19 protein-coding genes and 1 pseudogene are annotated in these 17,068 nt (G+C 67.4%); 13 read left to right on the top strand and 7 right to left on the bottom strand.

The window, feature by feature from the left end; genetic code table 11:
- Window positions 1-99 precede the first annotated feature (99 nt).
- From AX744_RS17605 to AX744_RS17595, 3 genes are read left to right on the top strand one after another with little or no spacing between them, the layout of a single operon-like run.
- Entirely contained in the window at window positions 100-1,998 is a 1,899-nt protein-coding gene (locus AX744_RS17605) for a DUF4396 domain-containing protein (protein WP_061018351.1), read from the top strand.
- 9 nt (window positions 1,999-2,007) lie between these two features.
- Window positions 2,008-2,340: a ferredoxin gene (gene fdxA / locus AX744_RS17600; RefSeq protein ID WP_061018348.1), complete on the top strand. Its 333-nt coding sequence runs from the start codon at window positions 2,008-2,010 to the stop codon at window positions 2,338-2,340.
- Window positions 2,341-2,364: 24 nt separating this feature from the next.
- A complete protein-coding gene (locus AX744_RS17595) occupies window positions 2,365-3,057 on the top strand; it encodes an SDR family NAD(P)-dependent oxidoreductase (protein WP_061018346.1) in 693 nt (230 codons plus the stop codon).
- A 14-nt stretch (window positions 3,058-3,071) separates the two neighbouring features.
- On the opposite strand, the gene AX744_RS17590 is transcribed toward AX744_RS17595, so the two are convergent.
- Window positions 3,072-4,013, bottom strand: coding sequence for a cation diffusion facilitator family transporter (locus AX744_RS17590; protein ID WP_061018344.1), 942 nt, complete (start codon window positions 4,011-4,013; stop codon window positions 3,072-3,074).
- 93 nt (window positions 4,014-4,106) lie between these two features.
- Here AX744_RS17590 and AX744_RS17585 point away from each other — a divergent pair, with 93 nt between their 5' ends.
- The 5 genes from AX744_RS17585 (at window position 4,107) to AX744_RS17565 (ending at window position 7,871) form a co-directional block, all read left to right on the top strand.
- The gene (locus AX744_RS17585) at window positions 4,107-4,712 is read left to right on the top strand and encodes a TetR/AcrR family transcriptional regulator C-terminal domain-containing protein (RefSeq protein WP_061018341.1); all 606 of its coding nucleotides are present in this window, start codon (window positions 4,107-4,109) and stop codon (window positions 4,710-4,712) included.
- A gap of 49 nt (window positions 4,713-4,761) precedes the next feature.
- Window positions 4,762-5,142: an ArsR/SmtB family transcription factor gene (locus tag AX744_RS17580; RefSeq protein WP_061018340.1), complete on the top strand. Its 381-nt coding sequence runs from the start codon at window positions 4,762-4,764 to the stop codon at window positions 5,140-5,142.
- Entirely contained in the window at window positions 5,139-6,386 is a 1,248-nt protein-coding gene (locus tag AX744_RS17575; RefSeq protein WP_061018337.1) for an MFS transporter, read from the top strand. Before AX744_RS17580 ends, AX744_RS17575 begins: the two co-directional genes overlap by 4 nt.
- A gap of 111 nt (window positions 6,387-6,497) precedes the next feature.
- A complete protein-coding gene (locus tag AX744_RS17570) occupies window positions 6,498-7,415 on the top strand; it encodes a hypothetical protein (RefSeq protein WP_061018335.1) in 918 nt (305 codons plus the stop codon).
- Window positions 7,416-7,532: 117 nt separating this feature from the next.
- A complete protein-coding gene (locus AX744_RS17565) occupies window positions 7,533-7,871 on the top strand; it encodes a GNAT family N-acetyltransferase (protein WP_157543646.1) in 339 nt (112 codons plus the stop codon).
- A 156-nt stretch (window positions 7,872-8,027) separates the two neighbouring features.
- On the opposite strand, the gene AX744_RS17560 is transcribed toward AX744_RS17565, so the two are convergent.
- The 6 genes from AX744_RS17560 to AX744_RS20385 all read right to left on the bottom strand — a co-directional run bounded on the left by AX744_RS17560 (window position 8,028) and on the right by AX744_RS20385 (window position 12,218).
- Entirely contained in the window at window positions 8,028-9,296 is a 1,269-nt protein-coding gene (locus AX744_RS17560) for a hypothetical protein (RefSeq protein WP_061018331.1), read from the bottom strand.
- A gap of 13 nt (window positions 9,297-9,309) precedes the next feature.
- Window positions 9,310-9,717: a hypothetical protein gene (locus AX744_RS17555; RefSeq protein ID WP_061018329.1), complete on the bottom strand. Its 408-nt coding sequence runs from the start codon at window positions 9,715-9,717 to the stop codon at window positions 9,310-9,312.
- A gap of 14 nt (window positions 9,718-9,731) precedes the next feature.
- Complete coding sequence (locus AX744_RS17550; protein ID WP_061018327.1) at window positions 9,732-10,400, bottom strand: HNH endonuclease family protein; 669 nt, start codon at window positions 10,398-10,400, stop codon at window positions 9,732-9,734.
- Between the two features lie 209 nt (window positions 10,401-10,609).
- The gene (locus AX744_RS17545; RefSeq protein WP_061018326.1) at window positions 10,610-11,530 is read right to left on the bottom strand and encodes a Mom family adenine methylcarbamoylation protein; all 921 of its coding nucleotides are present in this window, start codon (window positions 11,528-11,530) and stop codon (window positions 10,610-10,612) included.
- Window positions 11,530-11,949: a DUF3846 domain-containing protein gene (locus AX744_RS17540; RefSeq protein WP_061018323.1), complete on the bottom strand. Its 420-nt coding sequence runs from the start codon at window positions 11,947-11,949 to the stop codon at window positions 11,530-11,532. Before AX744_RS17540 ends, AX744_RS17545 begins: the two co-directional genes overlap by 1 nt.
- Before the next feature lie 128 nt (window positions 11,950-12,077).
- The gene (locus tag AX744_RS20385; protein WP_157543645.1) at window positions 12,078-12,218 is read right to left on the bottom strand and encodes a hypothetical protein; all 141 of its coding nucleotides are present in this window, start codon (window positions 12,216-12,218) and stop codon (window positions 12,078-12,080) included.
- A gap of 97 nt (window positions 12,219-12,315) precedes the next feature.
- Between AX744_RS20385 and AX744_RS17530 the strand changes: the two are divergent.
- From AX744_RS17530 to AX744_RS17510, 5 genes and pseudogenes are all read left to right on the top strand, one after another.
- A pseudogene (locus AX744_RS17530) lies at window positions 12,316-13,475 on the top strand (IS3 family transposase).
- 103 nt (window positions 13,476-13,578) lie between these two features.
- Window positions 13,579-14,775 carry an IS21 family transposase gene (gene istA / locus AX744_RS17525; RefSeq protein ID WP_197429276.1) on the top strand — a complete coding sequence of 399 codons (1,197 nt, stop codon included), beginning with the start codon at window positions 13,579-13,581 and terminating at the stop codon, window positions 14,773-14,775.
- On the top strand, window positions 14,775-15,569 hold the full coding sequence (gene istB, locus AX744_RS17520; protein WP_061018315.1) for an IS21-like element helper ATPase IstB: 795 nt from the start codon (window positions 14,775-14,777) through the stop codon (window positions 15,567-15,569). Before istA ends, istB begins: the two co-directional genes overlap by 1 nt.
- Window positions 15,570-15,866: 297 nt before the next feature.
- On the top strand, window positions 15,867-16,106 hold the full coding sequence (locus tag AX744_RS17515; RefSeq protein ID WP_197429274.1) for a transposase: 240 nt from the start codon (window positions 15,867-15,869) through the stop codon (window positions 16,104-16,106).
- Between the two features lie 55 nt (window positions 16,107-16,161).
- A complete protein-coding gene (locus AX744_RS17510) occupies window positions 16,162-17,058 on the top strand; it encodes an integrase core domain-containing protein (RefSeq protein ID WP_231728849.1) in 897 nt (298 codons plus the stop codon).
- Window positions 17,059-17,068 lie beyond the last annotated feature (10 nt).

Raw genomic sequence — 17,068 nt, 5'->3', positions numbered from 1 at the left:
GCACGAGCAGGCACACCACCAATCGTGGATACCCTGCGGGGGTAGGCTATACGGGTCTGAGCCTCCTTCGCACCGACCGGCTCGGCGAAAAGGAGCGCCATGCTGATCCAACCCATCGACTACTTCCTGGTCGGCTGGTTCGTCCTTGTAGCCATCAGTACCCTTTGGGTCGGCGTCGACCAGTTCCGAAGCAACCCCGAGCCCACCGTGATGAAGTGGGGCTTTATCCTCGTCACCCTCTACCTCGGACCCATCGGTGCGCTCCTATATGTCCTGGCGGACAAGGAGCCACGGCCGGGGGAGCACGAAGAGTTCACAAAGCCCCTCTGGAAGCAGGGCATCGGATCGACCATTCACTGCGTGGCCGGAGACGCGACGGGAATCATCGCCGCCGCGGTGATCGTCTCTACCCTGGGCCTGCCGATGTGGCTCGATCTGATCATCGAGTACATCGCCGGATTCGCTTTCGGGCTCTTCATCTTCCAGGCCCTGTTCATGAAGAACATGATGGGAGGCACCTACTGGCAGAACGTGCGCCGCTCGTTCCTGCCGGAATTCATCAGCATGAACTTCATGATGGCCGGGATGGCGCCGGTGATGTCGCTGCTGATGATGGGGCGGGACATGCGGGCCATGGTCCCCACTGAACTCATCTTCTGGGCCGTGATGTCCGTCGGTGTTGCCGCCGGCTTTGCGCTGGCCTACCCCTCCAACGTGTGGATGGTGAAGAAGGGCATCAAGCACGGACTGATGACTCAGCGCAAGGAGCCGGCCACCGATCCGCAGCCTGAACACGCCGGGCACGCGGCGATGGCCGCCGGATCCGGAGCGGGGCATGACGATGCGCAACAGCCATCCGAGCATGAGCAGCATCAGCCCAATGGGGCAAGCAAGGTCACTGTGCCGCAGCTGACCGTCGTTGCCTCGTTCGCGACGATCGCACTGATCGTGGGCATGGTCGCCCCCGCCAACGCGGTCAACATGACCCTCAGCGCCGAAGACGTCGGAGGTCTGATCATGCCGCCGGGCATGATCATGACCCGCGACACTCCCGCCGAGGCGATGGAGGACATGGCTGCGGTCGATCCGCGGGACGTCACCAGCGCCTACGACGTGGACACCCGTGGTGACGAGGTCCTCGAGCCTTCCCGGATCGAGGATGGCGTGAAGATCTACGAGCTCACTGTCTCCCTGATCCGATGGGAGATCCTCCCTGGTGTTGCCGTCGACGCATACGCGTACAACGGGCAGGTGCCCGGGCCCCGGCTGAACTTCACCCAAGGCGACCGGATCCGCATCGACGTCACCAACAAGCTCGGCGAAACCACCACTGTGCACTGGCACGGCCTGGACGTCCCCAACGAGATGGACGGCCCTGCCGGCATCACCCAGGACCCGATCGAGCCCGGTGACACGTACAGCTACGAGTACACCGTCAAGCAGTGGGGCACCTTCTTCTACCACTCCCACGACCACGCCGACCGGCAGCAATCCCTTGGCCTCTACGGGGCCCTCATCATCGACCCGGCCGACCCGTCCCAGCAGCCACCAGCAGATCACGATTACACGATCCAGCTGCAGGAATGGCTCAACCGAGAAGGCCTGACCTATCCGGCGATGCCGATGGAAGGAGGGATGCCGAACTACTTCACCATCAACGGCAAGGCGTACCCGGCCACCGAAACCATCGACATGAAAGTTGGCGAGACCCTCAGGGTCCGCTTCATCGGCTCGAACACCGTCGGCATCCACCCGATGCACATCCACGGCGGCCCGTTCACCGTCGTCGCCCGCGACGGTGAATCCCTCGCCGAAGACCAACAATTCAAAGCCGACACCATCAACATCGGGCCCGGTCAACGCTACGACGTGATCTGGGAGGCGCTGGAGCCCGGCAAGTGGCTCATCCACTGCCACATCAACCACCACACGACCAACAACAACGTCGAGACCGACGGCGCCGGCGGGCTCACGATGATCATCAACGTCACCGAGTAGACCCTACTGATGACCTATGTGATCGCACTGCCCTGCGTGGACGTCACCGACCGCGCCTGTCTGGACGAGTGCCCGGTGGACTGCATCTACGAGGGCGACCGGATGCTCTACATCCATCCCGACGAATGCGTCGACTGCGGTGCCTGCGAGCCCGTCTGCCCGGTCGAAGCGATCTACTACGAAGATGACCTCCCCGACGAGTGGGCCGACTACTACACCGTCAACGTCGAGTTCTTCACCGAGCTCGGTTCACCCGGCGGTGCCGCCAAGACCGGTGTTCTCGGTCTCGACCACCCCACTGTCGCTGCCCTCCCGCTGCAGCACCCGCGCGGCCTCGACTGACCCACCCCACCCCGAAGGACACCCATGACCGCCACCCTGCTCATCCTCGGCGCCGGACCCGGCACCGGCCGCGCCCTCGCACACACCTACGCCGCCGAAGGCTGGAACGTCGCCCTCGTCGCCCGCCGATCCGACCCGCTCACCGCTCTGGCCGACAGCATCCGCCGCAACGGCGGCGAGATCGCCGCGTTCCCCGCCGACATCACAAACCCGCACGAGCTGCGCACGGTCATCGACCAGGTGCGCGAGCGGCTCGGGCGGATCGACGCGATCGCCTTCACCGCGGCCTCCGACGACGGATTCGTCCCGGCGGCAGATCTCACCAGCGAACAGGCCCGCACCTTCGCGGACCTGTTCCTCTACCCGCTGATCACCACCGTTCAACTCACCCTGGCGGACCTCCGAGGTAGCGAGCACGGTGCGATCTTCTACGTCAACGGCGCCAGCGCCCTGGGCGCACCCGCCGGGATGAGTGGTCCCGCCCCGGCGATGGCCGCCGCCCGCAACTACCTCGCTACCCTGCGCGATGAGCTCGCCGGCGATGTGTTCGTCGGGGCAACCTTCGTCGCCGCGATGATCGAGGGCAGCGCCGCCGCGGACGCCGCCGCCGAATGGAACGCGGACGGCAGCTTCCCCAGCATCGACGCCGCCCAGATCGCCGGCTCCATCTGGGACCGGCATCAGCACGGCGGGGCCTTCGAGACACTGCTCCCGTGAGCTGCTAGCCGCGCTCAGCGGTGCCGGACCAGGGCCGACTCGTCCTCGGTGAGGTGCGCGGTCTCGACCTGGAAGGTCGAGTGCTGGATCGACACCGGGAAGTGCCCGGCCACGCATTCGCGGACCTCGTGCAACACCTCTGCGGCATGCCCATCGGTGAAGCACTCGTCCTCGACCACGATGTGGGCGGTTAGGGTGGGCAGGCCCGTCGCGACCGTCGACGCGTGCAGGTCGTGTACGTCGGTGACGTGCTTGAGCTCGAGGATATGCCGGCGCACCTCGTCCAAGTCGAGCCCGGCGGGGGTGAACTCCATGAGCACCCGGGTGGTGTCACGCATCAGGATGATCGCGCGCGGCACGATCAGCCCGGCGATCAGGAGGCCCGCTATCGCGTCGGCCTGCTGGAAGCCGGTCGTGGCGATCACGATCGCGGCCACGATCACTCCGAGGGAGCCGAGTGCATCGTTGATCACCTCCAGGAACGCGGCACGCATGTTGAAGTTCGCGCCGCGGCTCGACGACAAGATCACGATCGCCACGACATTCGCGGCCAGTCCCACGATGCCGAACACGAGCATCTCGCCGGCGGCGACCTCCGGCGGCTCGAACAGACGCCGGATGCCCTCGATGGCGGCGTAGGTGCCGACCACCAGCAGCAGCGCGGCCTGTCCGAGCGCGGCGATCACCTCGATCCGCCGGAACCCCCAGGTCCGCTTCGGGTTGGCCGGCCGCAGCATCAAGGTCGCGGCGATCAGCGCGACCAGCAGTCCGGATGCGTCGGTGATCGCGTGGGCGGTGTCCGTCAGCAGCGCCAGGCTGCCGGTGACGACAGACCCGATCGCCTGCGCGACCACGATCGTCGTCGTCAGACCAAACGCGATCCACAGACGTGCCCGGTGATCCCCAGGCGCTCCCGCCTCGCTCGCCGGCGCACCGTGATTGTGACCCGCACCCATGTCCTGCTCCCTCACTTGGTCAGTGACCAACACTCTTGGTCGGTGACCAAGCTACTACAATGTTGGTCACTGACCAACCCCGAGGAGAACCCTGTGGCCGACCGACTGTCCCGCCGCGACGTCATCCACGCCGCCCTGCTCCTGCTCGATCGCGACGGAGCGGACGCCATCACCCTCCGGGGGATCGCCCGACACCTCGACGTCCACCTCAACTCGGTGTCACTGCAGGTGGGAAGCAAGGCGCGCCTGCTCGACCTGATGGCCGACGCCATCCTCGGCGAGCTCTCCTTCGACGACCTCCCGCACCCGCCGATCGACCGGGTCAAGGAGATCTTCCGCCGCTACCGTCAGGTCCTGCTGAACCACCGCGACGGCGCGCACCTCGTCTCGGGCACGCGGGTCTCCGAGACCAACACCCTGCGCCTGGGGGAGGCGGTGATCGCCGCGCTGCTCGATGCCGGCGTCGACCCCGACCTCGCGGTCACCACCTTCTGGAGTCTCAACTACCTCGTGGTCGGCCTCGTCCACGAAGAGCAGACCACCCCTGAGGACGGCGCCCACCGTTTCGAGCAGGAACTCGCCTCGCATTCGTTCCCCGCCCTGACCAGCGTCCGCGATCTCTTCCTCGGCGACAACGTCGCCGCGCACCTCGAATTCGGCATGGATGCTCTGCTGCATCGCGCGCGTCATCTCGACTGAGCATTCTCGTCAGCTGCCGGCCGCGCCCTCCATATGAAATAATCTGCGTATGGATGCAGATAACAAGACGTGCGGTCGCGACCCCGACAGCCTGTACGTCGAGCTCGCCGTCGAGGTCTTCACCATGCTCGCCGACGCCACCCGCGTGCGGATCATCCTCGCGCTGGACGGGGCGGGGGAGCTGTCCGTGAACCACATCGCCGACATCGTCGACAAGTCCCCGGCCGCCGTCTCCCAGCACCTGGCCAAGCTGCGCCTGGCCCGCATGGTCACCACCCGGCAAGACGGCACCCGCGTCTTCTACGCCCTCGCCGACGAACACGCCCGCCAGCTCGTCACGGACGCGATCTTCCAAGCAGAGCACTCCCTTGGCGGCACCGTCCCGCACCACCACACCGAAGCCGACACCACCCGACCCGGGCCGTCATGATCACCGTCCTCCGCAACGGCACGTACCGGGCGCTGTTCTTCGCCCAGGTCATCGCCCTGGTCGGCACCGGGCTGCTCACCGTCGCCCTCGGACTGCTCGCGTTCCAGATCGCCGGCGACGCCGCCGGATCGGTGCTCGGCACCGCGCTGACGATCAAGATGGTCGCCTACGTCGGCGTCGCACCCCTGGTCGCAGCGCTCGTGGACCGGCTCCCCAAAAAGGCCGTCCTGGTCGGCGCCGACGCGGTCCGACTCGCGATCGCGCTCACCCTGCCCTTCGTCCAGGACACCTGGCAGATCTACCTGCTCGTGTTCGTGCTGCAATCCGCGTCTGCGACCTTCACCCCCGCGTTCCAATCGCTCATCCCGAGCGTGCTGCCCGACCTCCAGCAGTACACCCGTGCGCTCGCGCTCTCCCGCCTCGCCTACGACCTGGACTCGATCCTCAGCCCTGTCATCGCCGCAGCCCTGCTCACCGTGATCAGCTACAACAACCTGTTCATCGGCACCGCGCTCGGTTTCGCAGCCTCCGCCACCCTCGTCCTCATCGCCCGCCTCCCCGCTCACGTCCCGGAGGCGATCACCGGTACCTTCTGGGAACGGCTGCCCACCGGCCTGCGCGTCTTCGCCCGCACCCCCAGCCTCCGCTTCCTGATGGCCGCTAACATCGTCGTCGCAGCCGGCACCGCGATTGTCCTGGTCAACTCCGTCGTCTACGCCAAGGGCGTGTTCGGCCTCGATGACTCCGCGCTCGCCCTCGCGCTCGGCGCGTACGGTGTCGGGTCCCTCGTCGTCGCGCTGAACGTCCCCTGGATCGTGGACAGAATCGGAGTGCTCCGCACCATGAGCATCGGTGCTTGGCTCCTCGTCGCCGCCATGGGCGCCGCTGTCGCCATGACGGTCGTCGCGGTATCGACGGGGGAGGGGTGGTGGGCGCTGCTCGCCACCTGGGCGCTCCTCGGAGCCAGCACATCACTGATCAATACCCCCTCGTCGCGGCTTCTCGCCGACGCATCCACCCCCGCCAACCGCAACCTGGTCTACACCGCTCAGTTCGCCCTGTCCCACGGCTGCTTTCTGATCAGCTACCCGATCGCCGGATGGCTCGGCGCCATCGGCCTGCCGATCGCCGCCATCGCGCTCCTCGGACTCGCGATCCTTGGCGCGATCGCCGTCACCGTCCTCCACAGAACCGCCCTTTCCGCCGCGCACATAGACGAGGCGGTAGTGCAGCGGAGGCTCTAAATGGCCTTGATCGAGGTGGTCCTCGAGGCTTATTGCGACTGAGAACTACTGGGCCGGGGTTGGACATCTTGTAGCGGATTACAGCGACAACGACGACAAGGAATTGGGTAGATGACCACTTACGACCGGGCGGCGGCGAGCGACGACGGCGACCTGAGCCCGATAAAGCTCGCGGAGGTGTGCGAGGCGCTCATCGCCGCATGGCACGAGGATTCGGCTCAGTCCGGTGCCGGCGCAGCACCGGACTCGGCATCCGCGCTCGACGCCCGTGCGATCGTGCAGGCGTTCCCGGAGAACCGGCCGCGGAACCTCGAGTACGCCCATGGCCAGATGGCGGGCAACCTGGTCAACGCGATCGTGCTGCAGCTGCGGTCCGTGGTGACGTTGCTGCGCGCTGAGCCGATGATTCCTCTGGGTGTTTGGCCGCTGGTGAGATCGGAGCTCGAGTACGCCGGTCGAGTCGCGTGGCTGCTTGAGCCGCTCCCGGAGGCGGAGGCGGGCACCCGCAGGGTCGCACGTGAAATGCTCGATCACCTGGCGGCGATACAGCGGCAGCGGTTCACAGCCGGCAAGTGGGACAAGCCCCGGGCGAAGCAGTTCAAGGGCAAGCGCGACGAGCTCCTCGCCCGCATCCGTGAGCTCTTCGACGACGTCGACACTCCTCTGGACAACCCGCAGCAGATTGACGAGTGGCGGATCGGCGGCGAGCCGATGCTGCCCCTGGGCAAGTCGATCGGTCTCTTTCTCGAGCTCCACATGACCGGGGCCGCAGCGCTGTACGACGTGCTCTCCGACAACACGCACCCCTCGGTGATCTCGCTCGCCTTCCAGTCCACAACGAGGGATGAAGACGGGATCACGTCAACCGACTACCCCGCGATCCCGCGGGTGATCAACTTCCAGGTGAGGCTGGGGTGCCTCTTCGCCTACAACGCCGCGCTGCTGATCCTGCGTTACTTCGGGTACTCGTCGCCGGCGTTGGATCAGTGGGCGGCGGCCGCGCCGGCTCGGTGGTTCTCCGGGTCGTGAGTGTCTGGCCGCACAGTGGGTGGGCCTCGTCGACGAGGACAGGGACGCTTCACGGTTCGGGAGCCGCGCGGCCGATATTTCTTAGTGAAGGTGCTCACGATCGAACGGGAGAGCGACATGGACGAGTACGTGGTGATGCAGGCGAGGAAAGAGCCCTCGCGGGTGGCGTGTTGGGAGGAGGACAGGGCCGGGGTGACGCACGGAACGCTCGTGATGCGGTGGATCGACGACCAGGATCTCTACCTCGAGCACGTCGAGGTCGATGAGGCTTGGCGCGGGAAGGGTGTAGCGACGCGACTGCTCGATATGGCGCTGGCGACGTACCGGCTCTCCGGCGAGCAGCTGACCGTTCGCACTCACTCGGCGACCGGGGAGATGGATGCCCTGCTGGCGTCGGCGCGACGTCGGCACCCGGAGTTCCGGTTTATCGCGATCGGCGACGACGACGACGAGTAATCCGCGTCTGCAGGCAAAGAGAAAGGGCACCCGTCCGGAGCCAACTCAGATGCGGATTGTCAGATACACAACTGGGAGGGCGGCACCACTGCGAACAGAGGATGCTCTACGGACGGGTGCCCAGGCCTCGATGCTACCGGGTGGGCGTCGAGGGGATCAGGCGGAGATCGCCAGGGTGGCGTCGGCGGGCTGCAGCGCGAGGATGCGCTGCGCCTTGGTCTCTTCGATCTCGCGGGGGAGTTCGCCCTTGCGTGCGCCCGAGCGTCCGTAGAGCAGGATCTTCACCCCGGTCTTGGACACGCCCGCCTTCTCCGCGATGCCCAGGACGGTCATGCCGCCGGCCATCAGCTGACGGACGTGCTCGCGGACGGGTTCGGCGGGGACGCGAGGAGCTTGCTCGCCGATGCCGGCTTCGCGGCGCCGGCGGCGCTCTTCGGCGAGGGAGGCGTCGGCGCAGGAGATCTCTGCGGGGCAGGTCTCCCGGTCTTTGCATCCCAGCTGATACCCGTAGGCGGTGCCGTGGTGCTCGAGGGGGATGCTTTCGGCGCGGCGCTGTTGCATCCAGATCCGGTGATACTCGCGGCCCGCTTCGATGCACTCGGGACGGTCGCAGCCGCGAGCTCGGCAGGCGTTCGTGCCGTGCGGCTGCAGCTGACGGGGTTTGCTGATGCGAGGCGCACGAGGCGGCCGCGGTGCGCGGGGCTTGGCCGGTGCCGGAGGCTTCTGCTGGTCGACCTGCGCGAGCGTGTCGGTCGCCGCTTGGTGCTGGATGGTGGCGGCGTGCAGCGCGTTCTCGATCGCGCCGCTAACAGACAGGCCGGTGCCGGAGGCGATCGTCGCGGTCTTGAGTGTCGAGGCCGCGGCTTTCAGGTGAGCGCGGGCCGCGTCCCGTCGCTCCTGCCACTGGGCGAGCTCTGCGACGTGACGATCGAGGTCGCGTCGGTACTGGGCGAGATCCTCCCGACGCTGCGCCTGCATGTCTGCCGGCAGCTGCGCGATCGCCTCGGTCGCCTCGGCGAGCCACTTGTGCCCGGGGTGGGGGCGCTGCGGCCGGGATGTGCGAGCGGGCTGCTGTGCGGCGGCCGGCTTCGGCCGGGGCGACGTCGTGGTTCCCGCGGCGCGAGGCCGGGTCGCCGTCTTCGTTCGCGCCGCCGCCTTCGGCTGTGCAGCTGCTCGTCGTGCCTTGCGGGCGGCGATCTGGTCGCGGTGGCGGATGCTCTCTTTCTCGGCGGCGTCGCGCTCGAGGATCTCGGCCAGCGGCACGCCGGCGTCGATGAGCTTGGCGAAGGTGAAGTCGCCGCAGTAGCGGCTGTGCACCGCACGGCAGGGCAGGACGGCCGGGCACGCCGCGGTGCGGCAGCCGAGACGATAGCCGTCCGGGGTTCCGTGCGGAAAGGTGTCGGTGAGGAGATCGAGGGTCGACATCGGTGGTGTCCTCTCAGTGCAGGTCGTGCTCGATGAGCAGGCCGAGGGCGTCGGCGATGGTCCGCAGTCGGTAGCCGCGCCGGCCGTGCTCGACGTGGCCGAAGATGTTGATGAACTCGAGCTCGCCGCTGGCGTCGTCGAGGTAGGCGATGGTGTGGACGTCGGCGGCGTCGAGGTACTGCCAGCCGTATCGGTCGGCAGGGGTGTCGACCCGCGACTGAATCCACCGGACGATGACCGCCCCGAGTGGGCCGTCCGCGTTGGCGCGGGGGGAGTGGGGCGCGTTGGGGACCATGGCGTCGACACCGCGGGGGCCGAGCTCGCCGGGCAGCAGGTCGAAGCTGTCGGGGTCGAGATCAGCGAACAGGTCGGTGTAGTTGGTGCCGGTCTCGTCGCTGATGCGCCGGAGGGTGAGGCTCATGTCGGTCTCCTGGGTTATCGAGTGCTCGGGCAGCGGGTCAGCGCCTCGTCGAGGGCGCTGAGGTCGGCTGCGGAGATCTCGAGGGCGTAGGTGTCGGTGACCTCGAGGTAGCGGGTTGCGTAGGTGCAGGCCGCGGCGCCGGTGGGCAGCCATTCACTCGGGGTGCTGTCTCCCTTCACCTGGTTGGCGGTGGTGGCCTGCAGGTTGGCGGGATCGTTCGCGAACTGCGTGCGCTGCTCGGTCGTCCAGCTGGCGGCGCCGGATGACCAGGCGACCGCGAGAGGGAAGATGTGGTCGATCTGCACGGGCTGGTAGCCCTCGTTGACACGGGTGAAGGTGACCGTCTCCCCGGTGAATGGGTCGTGCAGGATGCCGGTGAGCACGACGCAGTCGTTGGTTCCGGGCTTGTGGACGACGTCGACGAGATCGCGTCCGAGGATGTCGTTGCGGGTGTCGCAGCCGTTGCGGTCGACGTCGGCCCAGCGAGGGCCGAACTCCTCCCGCGAGTACTCCTCGGCCGCGGCAGACATTGGGGAGGACTGTGCGGTTGTCGAAGTCGCCGTGGGGAGCGTGACGGGGGAGAGGCTGTCGCCGGCGTGCGGGGCCGGCCACAGCAGCAGCGCGGCGGCCGCGGCGATGCCGACGACGCCGGCGGCTGCGCCTGCGGTGCGGGTGAGCTTCATTGGGTGACCTCCCGGGTCTCACTGCATATAGGCCGGTTCCCCGGCCGTTCGCGGACGGCGAGGGTGGAGCGGCCGCGGGCCGGGGCCTGTGCCGGCCGGCTCGCGGTCGCGTGTCACTCGGGAGAGTGCTCGCCGTGTCGACGAGAACTCCCCGTCGACCTAAGTTGTGTATCTGACATGCACAACACTAGTCGGATGAGCGCGCGGGGTCAAGCCCCGATCGACGGGATGTGCTGCAGGAGATCGCGGGCAGCTTTGGGGTAGGGCGTCCGCTCGAGCGCGATCAGCTGCCGGCGCCGTTGGCGAGCGTTGCCGAGCGCCCAGGCGTAGCGGTGGTTGCCGGGGTGGCGGATCTTCTGCGTCCCGATCTCCTCGAGCGCTGTGCGCAGCCAGCTGCGGGTGTCCTCGTGTGCTCGGCGGGCTCGTGCGCCGAGGGTCACCAGGTGGCGCTCTGCGGCTTCGCAGCCCTGCTCGCCGGTGCGGATCTTCGAGAGGGTGCGTTCGGGGAGGACGAGCCCGGCGGAGGGGACGTAGTTGATCGTGCGGGCGGTGGAGCGGCCGAGGCTGACGGCGTTGGTGGCCTGGTAGATCACCCCGACGTGGCCGGGGGTGATCGTCTCGACGCGGGTGACCGATTGGCCGTCCTCATCGACGTCGGCGATCGCGCGCTGCCGCTGCAGAGGATCGGCGAAGGTGACCACCCCGCGGAGGCTGGCCGCGGCAGCCTGGCGCCAGACCTGCGCGAGGAACCAGGATTCGGCGTTCGCGGGCACGGCGTCGGTGAGCACGAAGCGGCCGAGCTCGAGCGATTCGGTGAACGGCTCGAGGTCGGGGAAGACGTTGGTGAGAACGGCTGCGCGCATGGGCACCGACAGGACGGCCACCCCGGTCAGAGGGCCGTCGTCGACGAGGGCCTCGTCGTCGGTGAACAGGCCCCACGCGAGGCGGGCGGCGGGGTAGGAAGCGCTGTAGTGGTGGCGGCACACGAACGCGCGCGCGACTGCCTCGGGGATCACTGCGACGGTGAACCGCCTGCGATCGAACCCGCCTTCGGAGGCGTGGCGCCAGGAGTGCCGGCCGAGCGTCCACCGCTGGCAGGCGGTGGACGTCGGCGACGCCGGCTGGGGCATCACGCGCTGAACGCGCGGCGGATGCTGTCGACGATCGAGTCGTCGACGTCGACGAAATCGCCCGAGGCATCGTCAAACCCGACGATCACGACGTCCCCGACGAGTGGGCGCTTCGCGATCGTGCTGGCGAGGAGGTTCATCGGCAGGCGCTGGATCAGCCCCTCCTCGTTGGCGATGAGATCGTGGCGATCGTCGAGGCTGACGGTCTCGATGTAGCCGCCGACCGCGCGCTGGTAGTCCTCGAGCTCGGCGAACGCCGCGATCGCGAGTTCACCGGCCGTCGTGATCAGCAGGCCCTTTGTGCCCGGCGCGTCGGTGGGCGCCGTGTACGTGTGATTGTGCGGGCAGTTCGCCGTGGTGGTGGCGACCGTGCAGGTGGTGCCGTCGCTGTGGGTCGCGATCCAGGCCGTGATGGTCATCTCATCCTCCTATATGTTGTGTATCTGACATCCACAACAATATCAGAACGGGGAGACATTGGCGAGCGGATGGATGAGGATTGCTGGCGCTCGGCGAGGCCAGGCCTAGCTGGGGCGGTGGTCAGTTCTCACTTGCTGTCGACATCGTCGGCGGCAGCACTCTGCGGCGAGTGCTGGGGCTCGAGGGTGGGGGCGAGGTCGGGACGGTGCTCGTCGACCCAGCGGGAGACGGTTGCCCAGTCGATGTGGTGGTCGTCGCGGGTGGACATGTGGTGACCTTACGTCGGGGGGTGGACAGCGGGGACTGCTGAGGGTTTAGGAGACTCCTGATCTGTGGTGATTCGTCACCGCTGGAAGGATGTCCTCATGCCTAAGCCGTTCCCCAAGGAGTTCCGGGACGACGTCGTTGCTATCGCGTTGAAGCGGGAGTCCTCCTTCGCGCAGATCGCGAAGGACTTCGGGATCTCTGAGTCCTGCGTGCAGCGATGGGTCAAGATCGCCGAGGTCGACGGTGGTCGGCGGCCCGGTGTCAGCTCGAGCGACGCGGTCGAGAACCGTGAGCTGCGCAAGCGGGTGAAGCTGCTCGAGCAGGAGGTCGAGATCCTTCGCCGGGCTGCGGCGTATCTGTCGCAGGCGAACCTGTCCGGCCCAAAAGGCTCTACCCGCTCGTGAGCGAACTCGCCGTCGACGGGATCCCCGTCGCGGTGACGTGTCGGGTGCTGAAGTTCGCGAAACAGCCCTATTACCGGTGGCTGCAGGCTCCCGTCTCGCGACGGGACTGGGACGATGCGCACCTGATCAACGCGGCGATCGATGTGCACGCTGACGATCCCGCGTTCGGATACCGGTTCATCGCCGACGAGCTCGCCGAGGCGGGGTTCACCGCATCGGAGAGGCGGGTGTGGCGGGTGTGCTCGGAGAACGAGATCTTCAGCGCGTTCGTCCGCAAACGACGCGGCAAGGGGCGCCTGGTCGGCCCGCCGGTGCGCGACGATCTCGTCAGGCGGGAGTTCACCGCGACCGGCCCTGACCGGCTCTGGCTCACCGACATCTCCGAGCACCCGACCGGCGAGGGGAAGGTCTATCTCTGCGCCGTGAAGGACGTCTGGTCGAACCGAATCGTCGGATACTCCATCAACGAACGGATGACGTCAGAACTCGCCGTCTCGGCCCTGCGGATGGCGATCCAGCGTCGCAACCCGACCGGCACGACCGTCCACAGCGACAGGGGCAGCCAGTTTCGTTCACGGCGTTTCCAAGCCGAACTTGACCGGCACGGCCTCGCCGGTTCGATGGGCAGAGTCGGCGCGGCCGGCGACAACGCCGCGATGGAATCCTTCTTCGCTCTGCTACAGAAGAACGTGCTCAACAGCCACCGCTGGTCCACCCGAGACGACCTCCGCCTCGCGATCGTGACCTGGATCGAGCGGACCTACCACCGGCGTCGCCGGCAACGTGTCCTCGGCAAGTTGACGCCCGTCGAGTTCGAAGCCATCATGACCAAACCGGCCGCATCCGCGGCCTAACAAGAAGAGTCACCAAGACCTTCAGCAGTTGTCGGCGGCGCTCGAAAACTGGACAGTTTCGGCGCTCGAAAAGTGAACACTCAACGATTGGAGTGTGATCACTTTGGAGGACTGGGCGCTGATCCGGAGGCTGGCTGCGGAGGGGGTCTCGAAGGCGCAGATTGCGCGGCGGTTGGGGGTGTCGCGTACGACGGTCTACGCGGCGTTGGGGTCTGATTCGCCGCCGAAGTACGGGCGGACGCCGACGGCGACGTCGTTCACGCCGGTCGAGGAACGGGTGAAGGAGTTGCTGCGCCAGACGCCGGACATGCCGGCGACGGTGTTGGCGGAGCGGGTCGGCTGGGAGGGGTCGATCCGCTGGTTCCGGGAGAACGTGAAGCGTCTGCGTCCGGAGCAGCGTCGCATCGATCCCGCGGACCGTCTTGTCTGGGAGCCGGGGGATGCCGCGCAGTGTGATCTCTGGTTCCCGCCTCGGCGGATCCCGCTGGAGGACGGTTCATCGAAGATGTTGCCGGTTCTGGTGATCACCGCCGCGTATTCGAGGTTCGTCGCCGCGCGGATGATCCCGACTCGGAAGACGGAGGATCTGCTGCTGGGCACGTGGGAGCTGCTGCAGCAGATCGGCGCGGTTCCGCGCCGCTTCATCTGGGACAACGAGCCCGGCATCGGCCGCGGCCCGCGCCGGGCGGAGGGCGTCGCGTCATTCATGGGCACCCTCGCGGCGAAGCTGGTGCTGTTGCCTCCTCGAGACCCGGAGTCGAAGGGCATCGTTGAACGCCGTAACGGCTGGTTCGAGACGTCGTTCATGCCCGGCCGATCGTTCACGTCCCCGGCGGACTTCAACACCCAGTTCGCGCACTGGCTCGCAACCGCCAATGTCCGGACGGTCCGGACGTTGAAGGCGTCGCCGGCGTCGGGATTGGACGCGGATCGGGCGGCGATGCTGCCGTTGCCGCCGGTCCCGTTGCACCTGGGCTGGCGGAACCGGGTCCGGCTCGGGCGGGACTACTACGTCCGCGTCGACACGAACGACTACTCCGTCGATCCCCGCGCCGTCGGGCGGCTCGTCGACGTCAGCGCGGATCTCGACAGCGTCCGGGTTCGCGTGGACGGCCGGTTGGTCGCGGAGCATGAGCGGGTCTGGGCGCGCGGGATGACGATCACCGACTCAGTGCATGTGGCTGTCGCGAAAACCCTGCGGGAGCAGTTCCGGGCCCCGCGTCCCGTCGCGGTGGGCGATGACCTCACCCGGGATCTGTCCGACTACGACCGCGCGTTCGGGATCGGAGGAACACTCTGATGGCGAAAGGGCAGACCGAGACGGTCAAGCAGCTCACCCACCTCGCCGGCGCGTTGAAAGCCCCACGGATCCTCGAAGCCGCTGAACGTCTCGCGGAACAGGCACGCACCGCGGGATGGTCGTTCGAGGACTACCTCGCCGCCGTCCTGGAACGCGAAGTGTCCGCCCGCAACGCCTCCGGCGCCCGGTTACGCATCCGCGCGGCCGGGTTCCCCGCAGTCAAGACCATCGAGGACTTCGACTGGGACCAGCAGCCCACCATCCGGCAGCAAGTCGCCCAACTCGCCTCCGGAGCGTTCCTCCACGAAGCCCGCAACGTCGTTCTACTCGGCCCGCCCGGCACCGGGAAGACCCACCTCGCCACCGCGCTCGGCGTCATCGCCGCCCACCAGGGCCACCGGGTCCTGTTCGCGACCGCGACCGACTGGGTCACCCGCCTGGGCGACGCGCACCGGCAAGGCCGGCTGCCGCACGAACTCGCCAGGCTACGCCGTTACGGGCTGATCATCGTCGACGAGGTCGGCTACCTCCCGTTCGAGCAGGACTCCGCGAACCTGTTCTTCCAACTCGTGTCGTCCCGCTACGAACAAGCCTCGCTCGTGTTGACGTCGAACCTGCCGTTCTCCGGCTGGGGCACCGTGTTCGGAGACCAAGCCGTCGCCGCCGCGATGATCGACCGCATCGTCCACCACGCCGACGTCATCACCCTCAAGGGCGCCAGCTACAGGCTCCGCGGCCGCGGTATCGACAGCCTCCCCAGCACCCGCCCCGACATCACCGACCCGCCTGACTAGACTGCCCGCAACCGTTCACTTTTCGAACGCCAGAAGCGTCCAGAATTCGAGCGCCGCCGACAGCAGTCCCGCGGCGGGGTGCGGGTTGCTGGCGCCGCTGCGTTGCGGGGAGTTGGGGATCTCACCATCCCCGGATGCGGTCTTCGACGTAGCGGGCGAACGCGGCTCGTTGTGCGCCCGTGAGGTTGCGCGCGGCCGTGGTCAGCGCCTCGATGTGGTGCTCCTGTCGCGCGTCAGAATGTTTGGCAGGGGTAGTTGGTTGCTGATGCAACGCCCCAGCTGAAAGGTCTGAATGTCATGAGTCGTCCACCGACGATCCCCGCGGAGAAGAAGCTCCGCATCGTGTTGTCCGTGTTGCAAGGCGAGATCATGATCGCCGAGGCAGCCCGCCGGGAGAAGGTTTCCGAGCAGGCCATCGGGAACTGGAAGCGGCAATTCCTTGAGGGTGGCAAGGCCGGGATCGAGGCGGGCAAGTCCAAGCCCACTTCCCGGGAGCAGCAGCTCGAGAGGGCCGCTTGGGCCCTTCTCGGACCTTGAGGTGATCCGCACCGAGGCGGGCATGTCGACTTCGAGGTTCTGTGAACTGATCGACATGCCCGAACGCACCTGGCGGCGCTGGCAGGCCAAGGCGAAGATCGACCGGCCGCCGAAGGGCCCGTGGCCGCAGCCAGCCCGAGTCGCTGTCCGTGACGTCGTCATCGCTCACGCGGCCGCGCATCCGGCGTGGGGGCATCGGAAGATCTGGGCGATGACCCGTCATGACGGGCACCGGGTCTCCCAGGCGACCGTGCTGCGGTTGCTGCGCGACGAGGGCCTGATCCTGGAAGCGAACTACCAGCGGGAACGCCGCAAGCTCGCCGAGCGCCGCAAGGCCGCGTTCGCGAAAGAACCGACCGGGCCGAACCAAGTCTGGCAGCTCGACTTCTCCGAGTACGAGACCACCACCGGCGGGACGTGGCGGATCGCGTCATGCCGGGACTACTGGGCCAAGTACGAGTTCGACGCGCACGTGTCTCCGACGGCGAACATGCACGACGCCGTCGCCGCCGTCGAGCTCGCACTCGCCGAGGCGGAGATGCTGCTCGGTCACCCGCTGGTCGACGACTGTCAGATCGACGAAGCCACCGGCGAGCTGCTGCCGGTCGTGACAATCGTCACGGACAACGGCGGCCCATTCCGCTCAGCCACGTTCGAGCTGTTCATCATGCGCCACCCCGAACTCAAGCACGTCCGCACCCGGGTTCGCACGCCCGGGCAGAACGGGTCACGGGAACGCGGCTTCGGCACTTTGAAATACGAATGGCTGTTCCGCGAAGAGATCGTCGACGGCCTCGCCCTCGTCGATCAGATCAACGCGTACCGGCAGGACTACAACCACGTCCGCCCGCACGAGGCGATCGCCTGGAACCGACCCGCCGAGGTCTACGTCGGCCTGGCCGACCCCACCATCCCCAACTTCGAAACCGAAGAAATCCTGCCAACTACTTGACGCGAGACAG

The sequence above is a fragment of the Microbacterium sp. CCH5-D1 genome (assembly GCF_001557335.1).
Taxonomy (GTDB): domain Bacteria; phylum Actinomycetota; class Actinomycetes; order Actinomycetales; family Microbacteriaceae; genus Microbacterium; species Microbacterium oxydans.
Note: the sequence above shows the minus strand (reverse complement) of the source record. Positions and strands in the feature narration are given on the sequence as shown.

Excerpts from the sequence above, each read along its gene's own strand:
- AX744_RS20385 (WP_157543645.1), bottom strand. The coding sequence starts at position 12,218 with ATGTCCACCCGCGACGACCACCACATCGACTGGGCAACCGTCTCCCGC.
- AX744_RS17605 (WP_061018351.1), top strand. The coding sequence starts at position 100 with ATGCTGATCCAACCCATCGACTACTTCCTGGTCGGCTGGTTCGTCCTT.
- AX744_RS17575 (WP_061018337.1), top strand. The coding sequence starts at position 5,139 with ATGATCACCGTCCTCCGCAACGGCACGTACCGGGCGCTGTTCTTCGCC.
- AX744_RS17555 (WP_061018329.1), bottom strand. The coding sequence starts at position 9,717 with ATGAGCCTCACCCTCCGGCGCATCAGCGACGAGACCGGCACCAACTAC.
- AX744_RS17570 (WP_061018335.1), top strand. The coding sequence starts at position 6,498 with ATGACCACTTACGACCGGGCGGCGGCGAGCGACGACGGCGACCTGAGC.
- AX744_RS17560 (WP_061018331.1), bottom strand. The coding sequence starts at position 9,296 with ATGTCGACCCTCGATCTCCTCACCGACACCTTTCCGCACGGAACCCCG.
- AX744_RS17510 (WP_231728849.1), top strand. The coding sequence starts at position 16,162 with ATGCCCGAACGCACCTGGCGGCGCTGGCAGGCCAAGGCGAAGATCGAC.
- AX744_RS17550 (WP_061018327.1), bottom strand. The coding sequence starts at position 10,400 with ATGAAGCTCACCCGCACCGCAGGCGCAGCCGCCGGCGTCGTCGGCATC.
- istB (WP_061018315.1), top strand. The coding sequence starts at position 14,775 with ATGGCGAAAGGGCAGACCGAGACGGTCAAGCAGCTCACCCACCTCGCC.
- AX744_RS17545 (WP_061018326.1), bottom strand. The coding sequence starts at position 11,530 with ATGCCCCAGCCGGCGTCGCCGACGTCCACCGCCTGCCAGCGGTGGACG.
- AX744_RS17515 (WP_197429274.1), top strand. The coding sequence starts at position 15,867 with ATGAGTCGTCCACCGACGATCCCCGCGGAGAAGAAGCTCCGCATCGTG.
- fdxA (WP_061018348.1), top strand. The coding sequence starts at position 2,008 with ATGACCTATGTGATCGCACTGCCCTGCGTGGACGTCACCGACCGCGCC.
- AX744_RS17565 (WP_157543646.1), top strand. The coding sequence starts at position 7,533 with ATGGACGAGTACGTGGTGATGCAGGCGAGGAAAGAGCCCTCGCGGGTG.
- AX744_RS17580 (WP_061018340.1), top strand. The coding sequence starts at position 4,762 with ATGGATGCAGATAACAAGACGTGCGGTCGCGACCCCGACAGCCTGTAC.
- AX744_RS17595 (WP_061018346.1), top strand. The coding sequence starts at position 2,365 with ATGACCGCCACCCTGCTCATCCTCGGCGCCGGACCCGGCACCGGCCGC.
- AX744_RS17590 (WP_061018344.1), bottom strand. The coding sequence starts at position 4,013 with ATGGGTGCGGGTCACAATCACGGTGCGCCGGCGAGCGAGGCGGGAGCG.
- AX744_RS17540 (WP_061018323.1), bottom strand. The coding sequence starts at position 11,949 with ATGACCATCACGGCCTGGATCGCGACCCACAGCGACGGCACCACCTGC.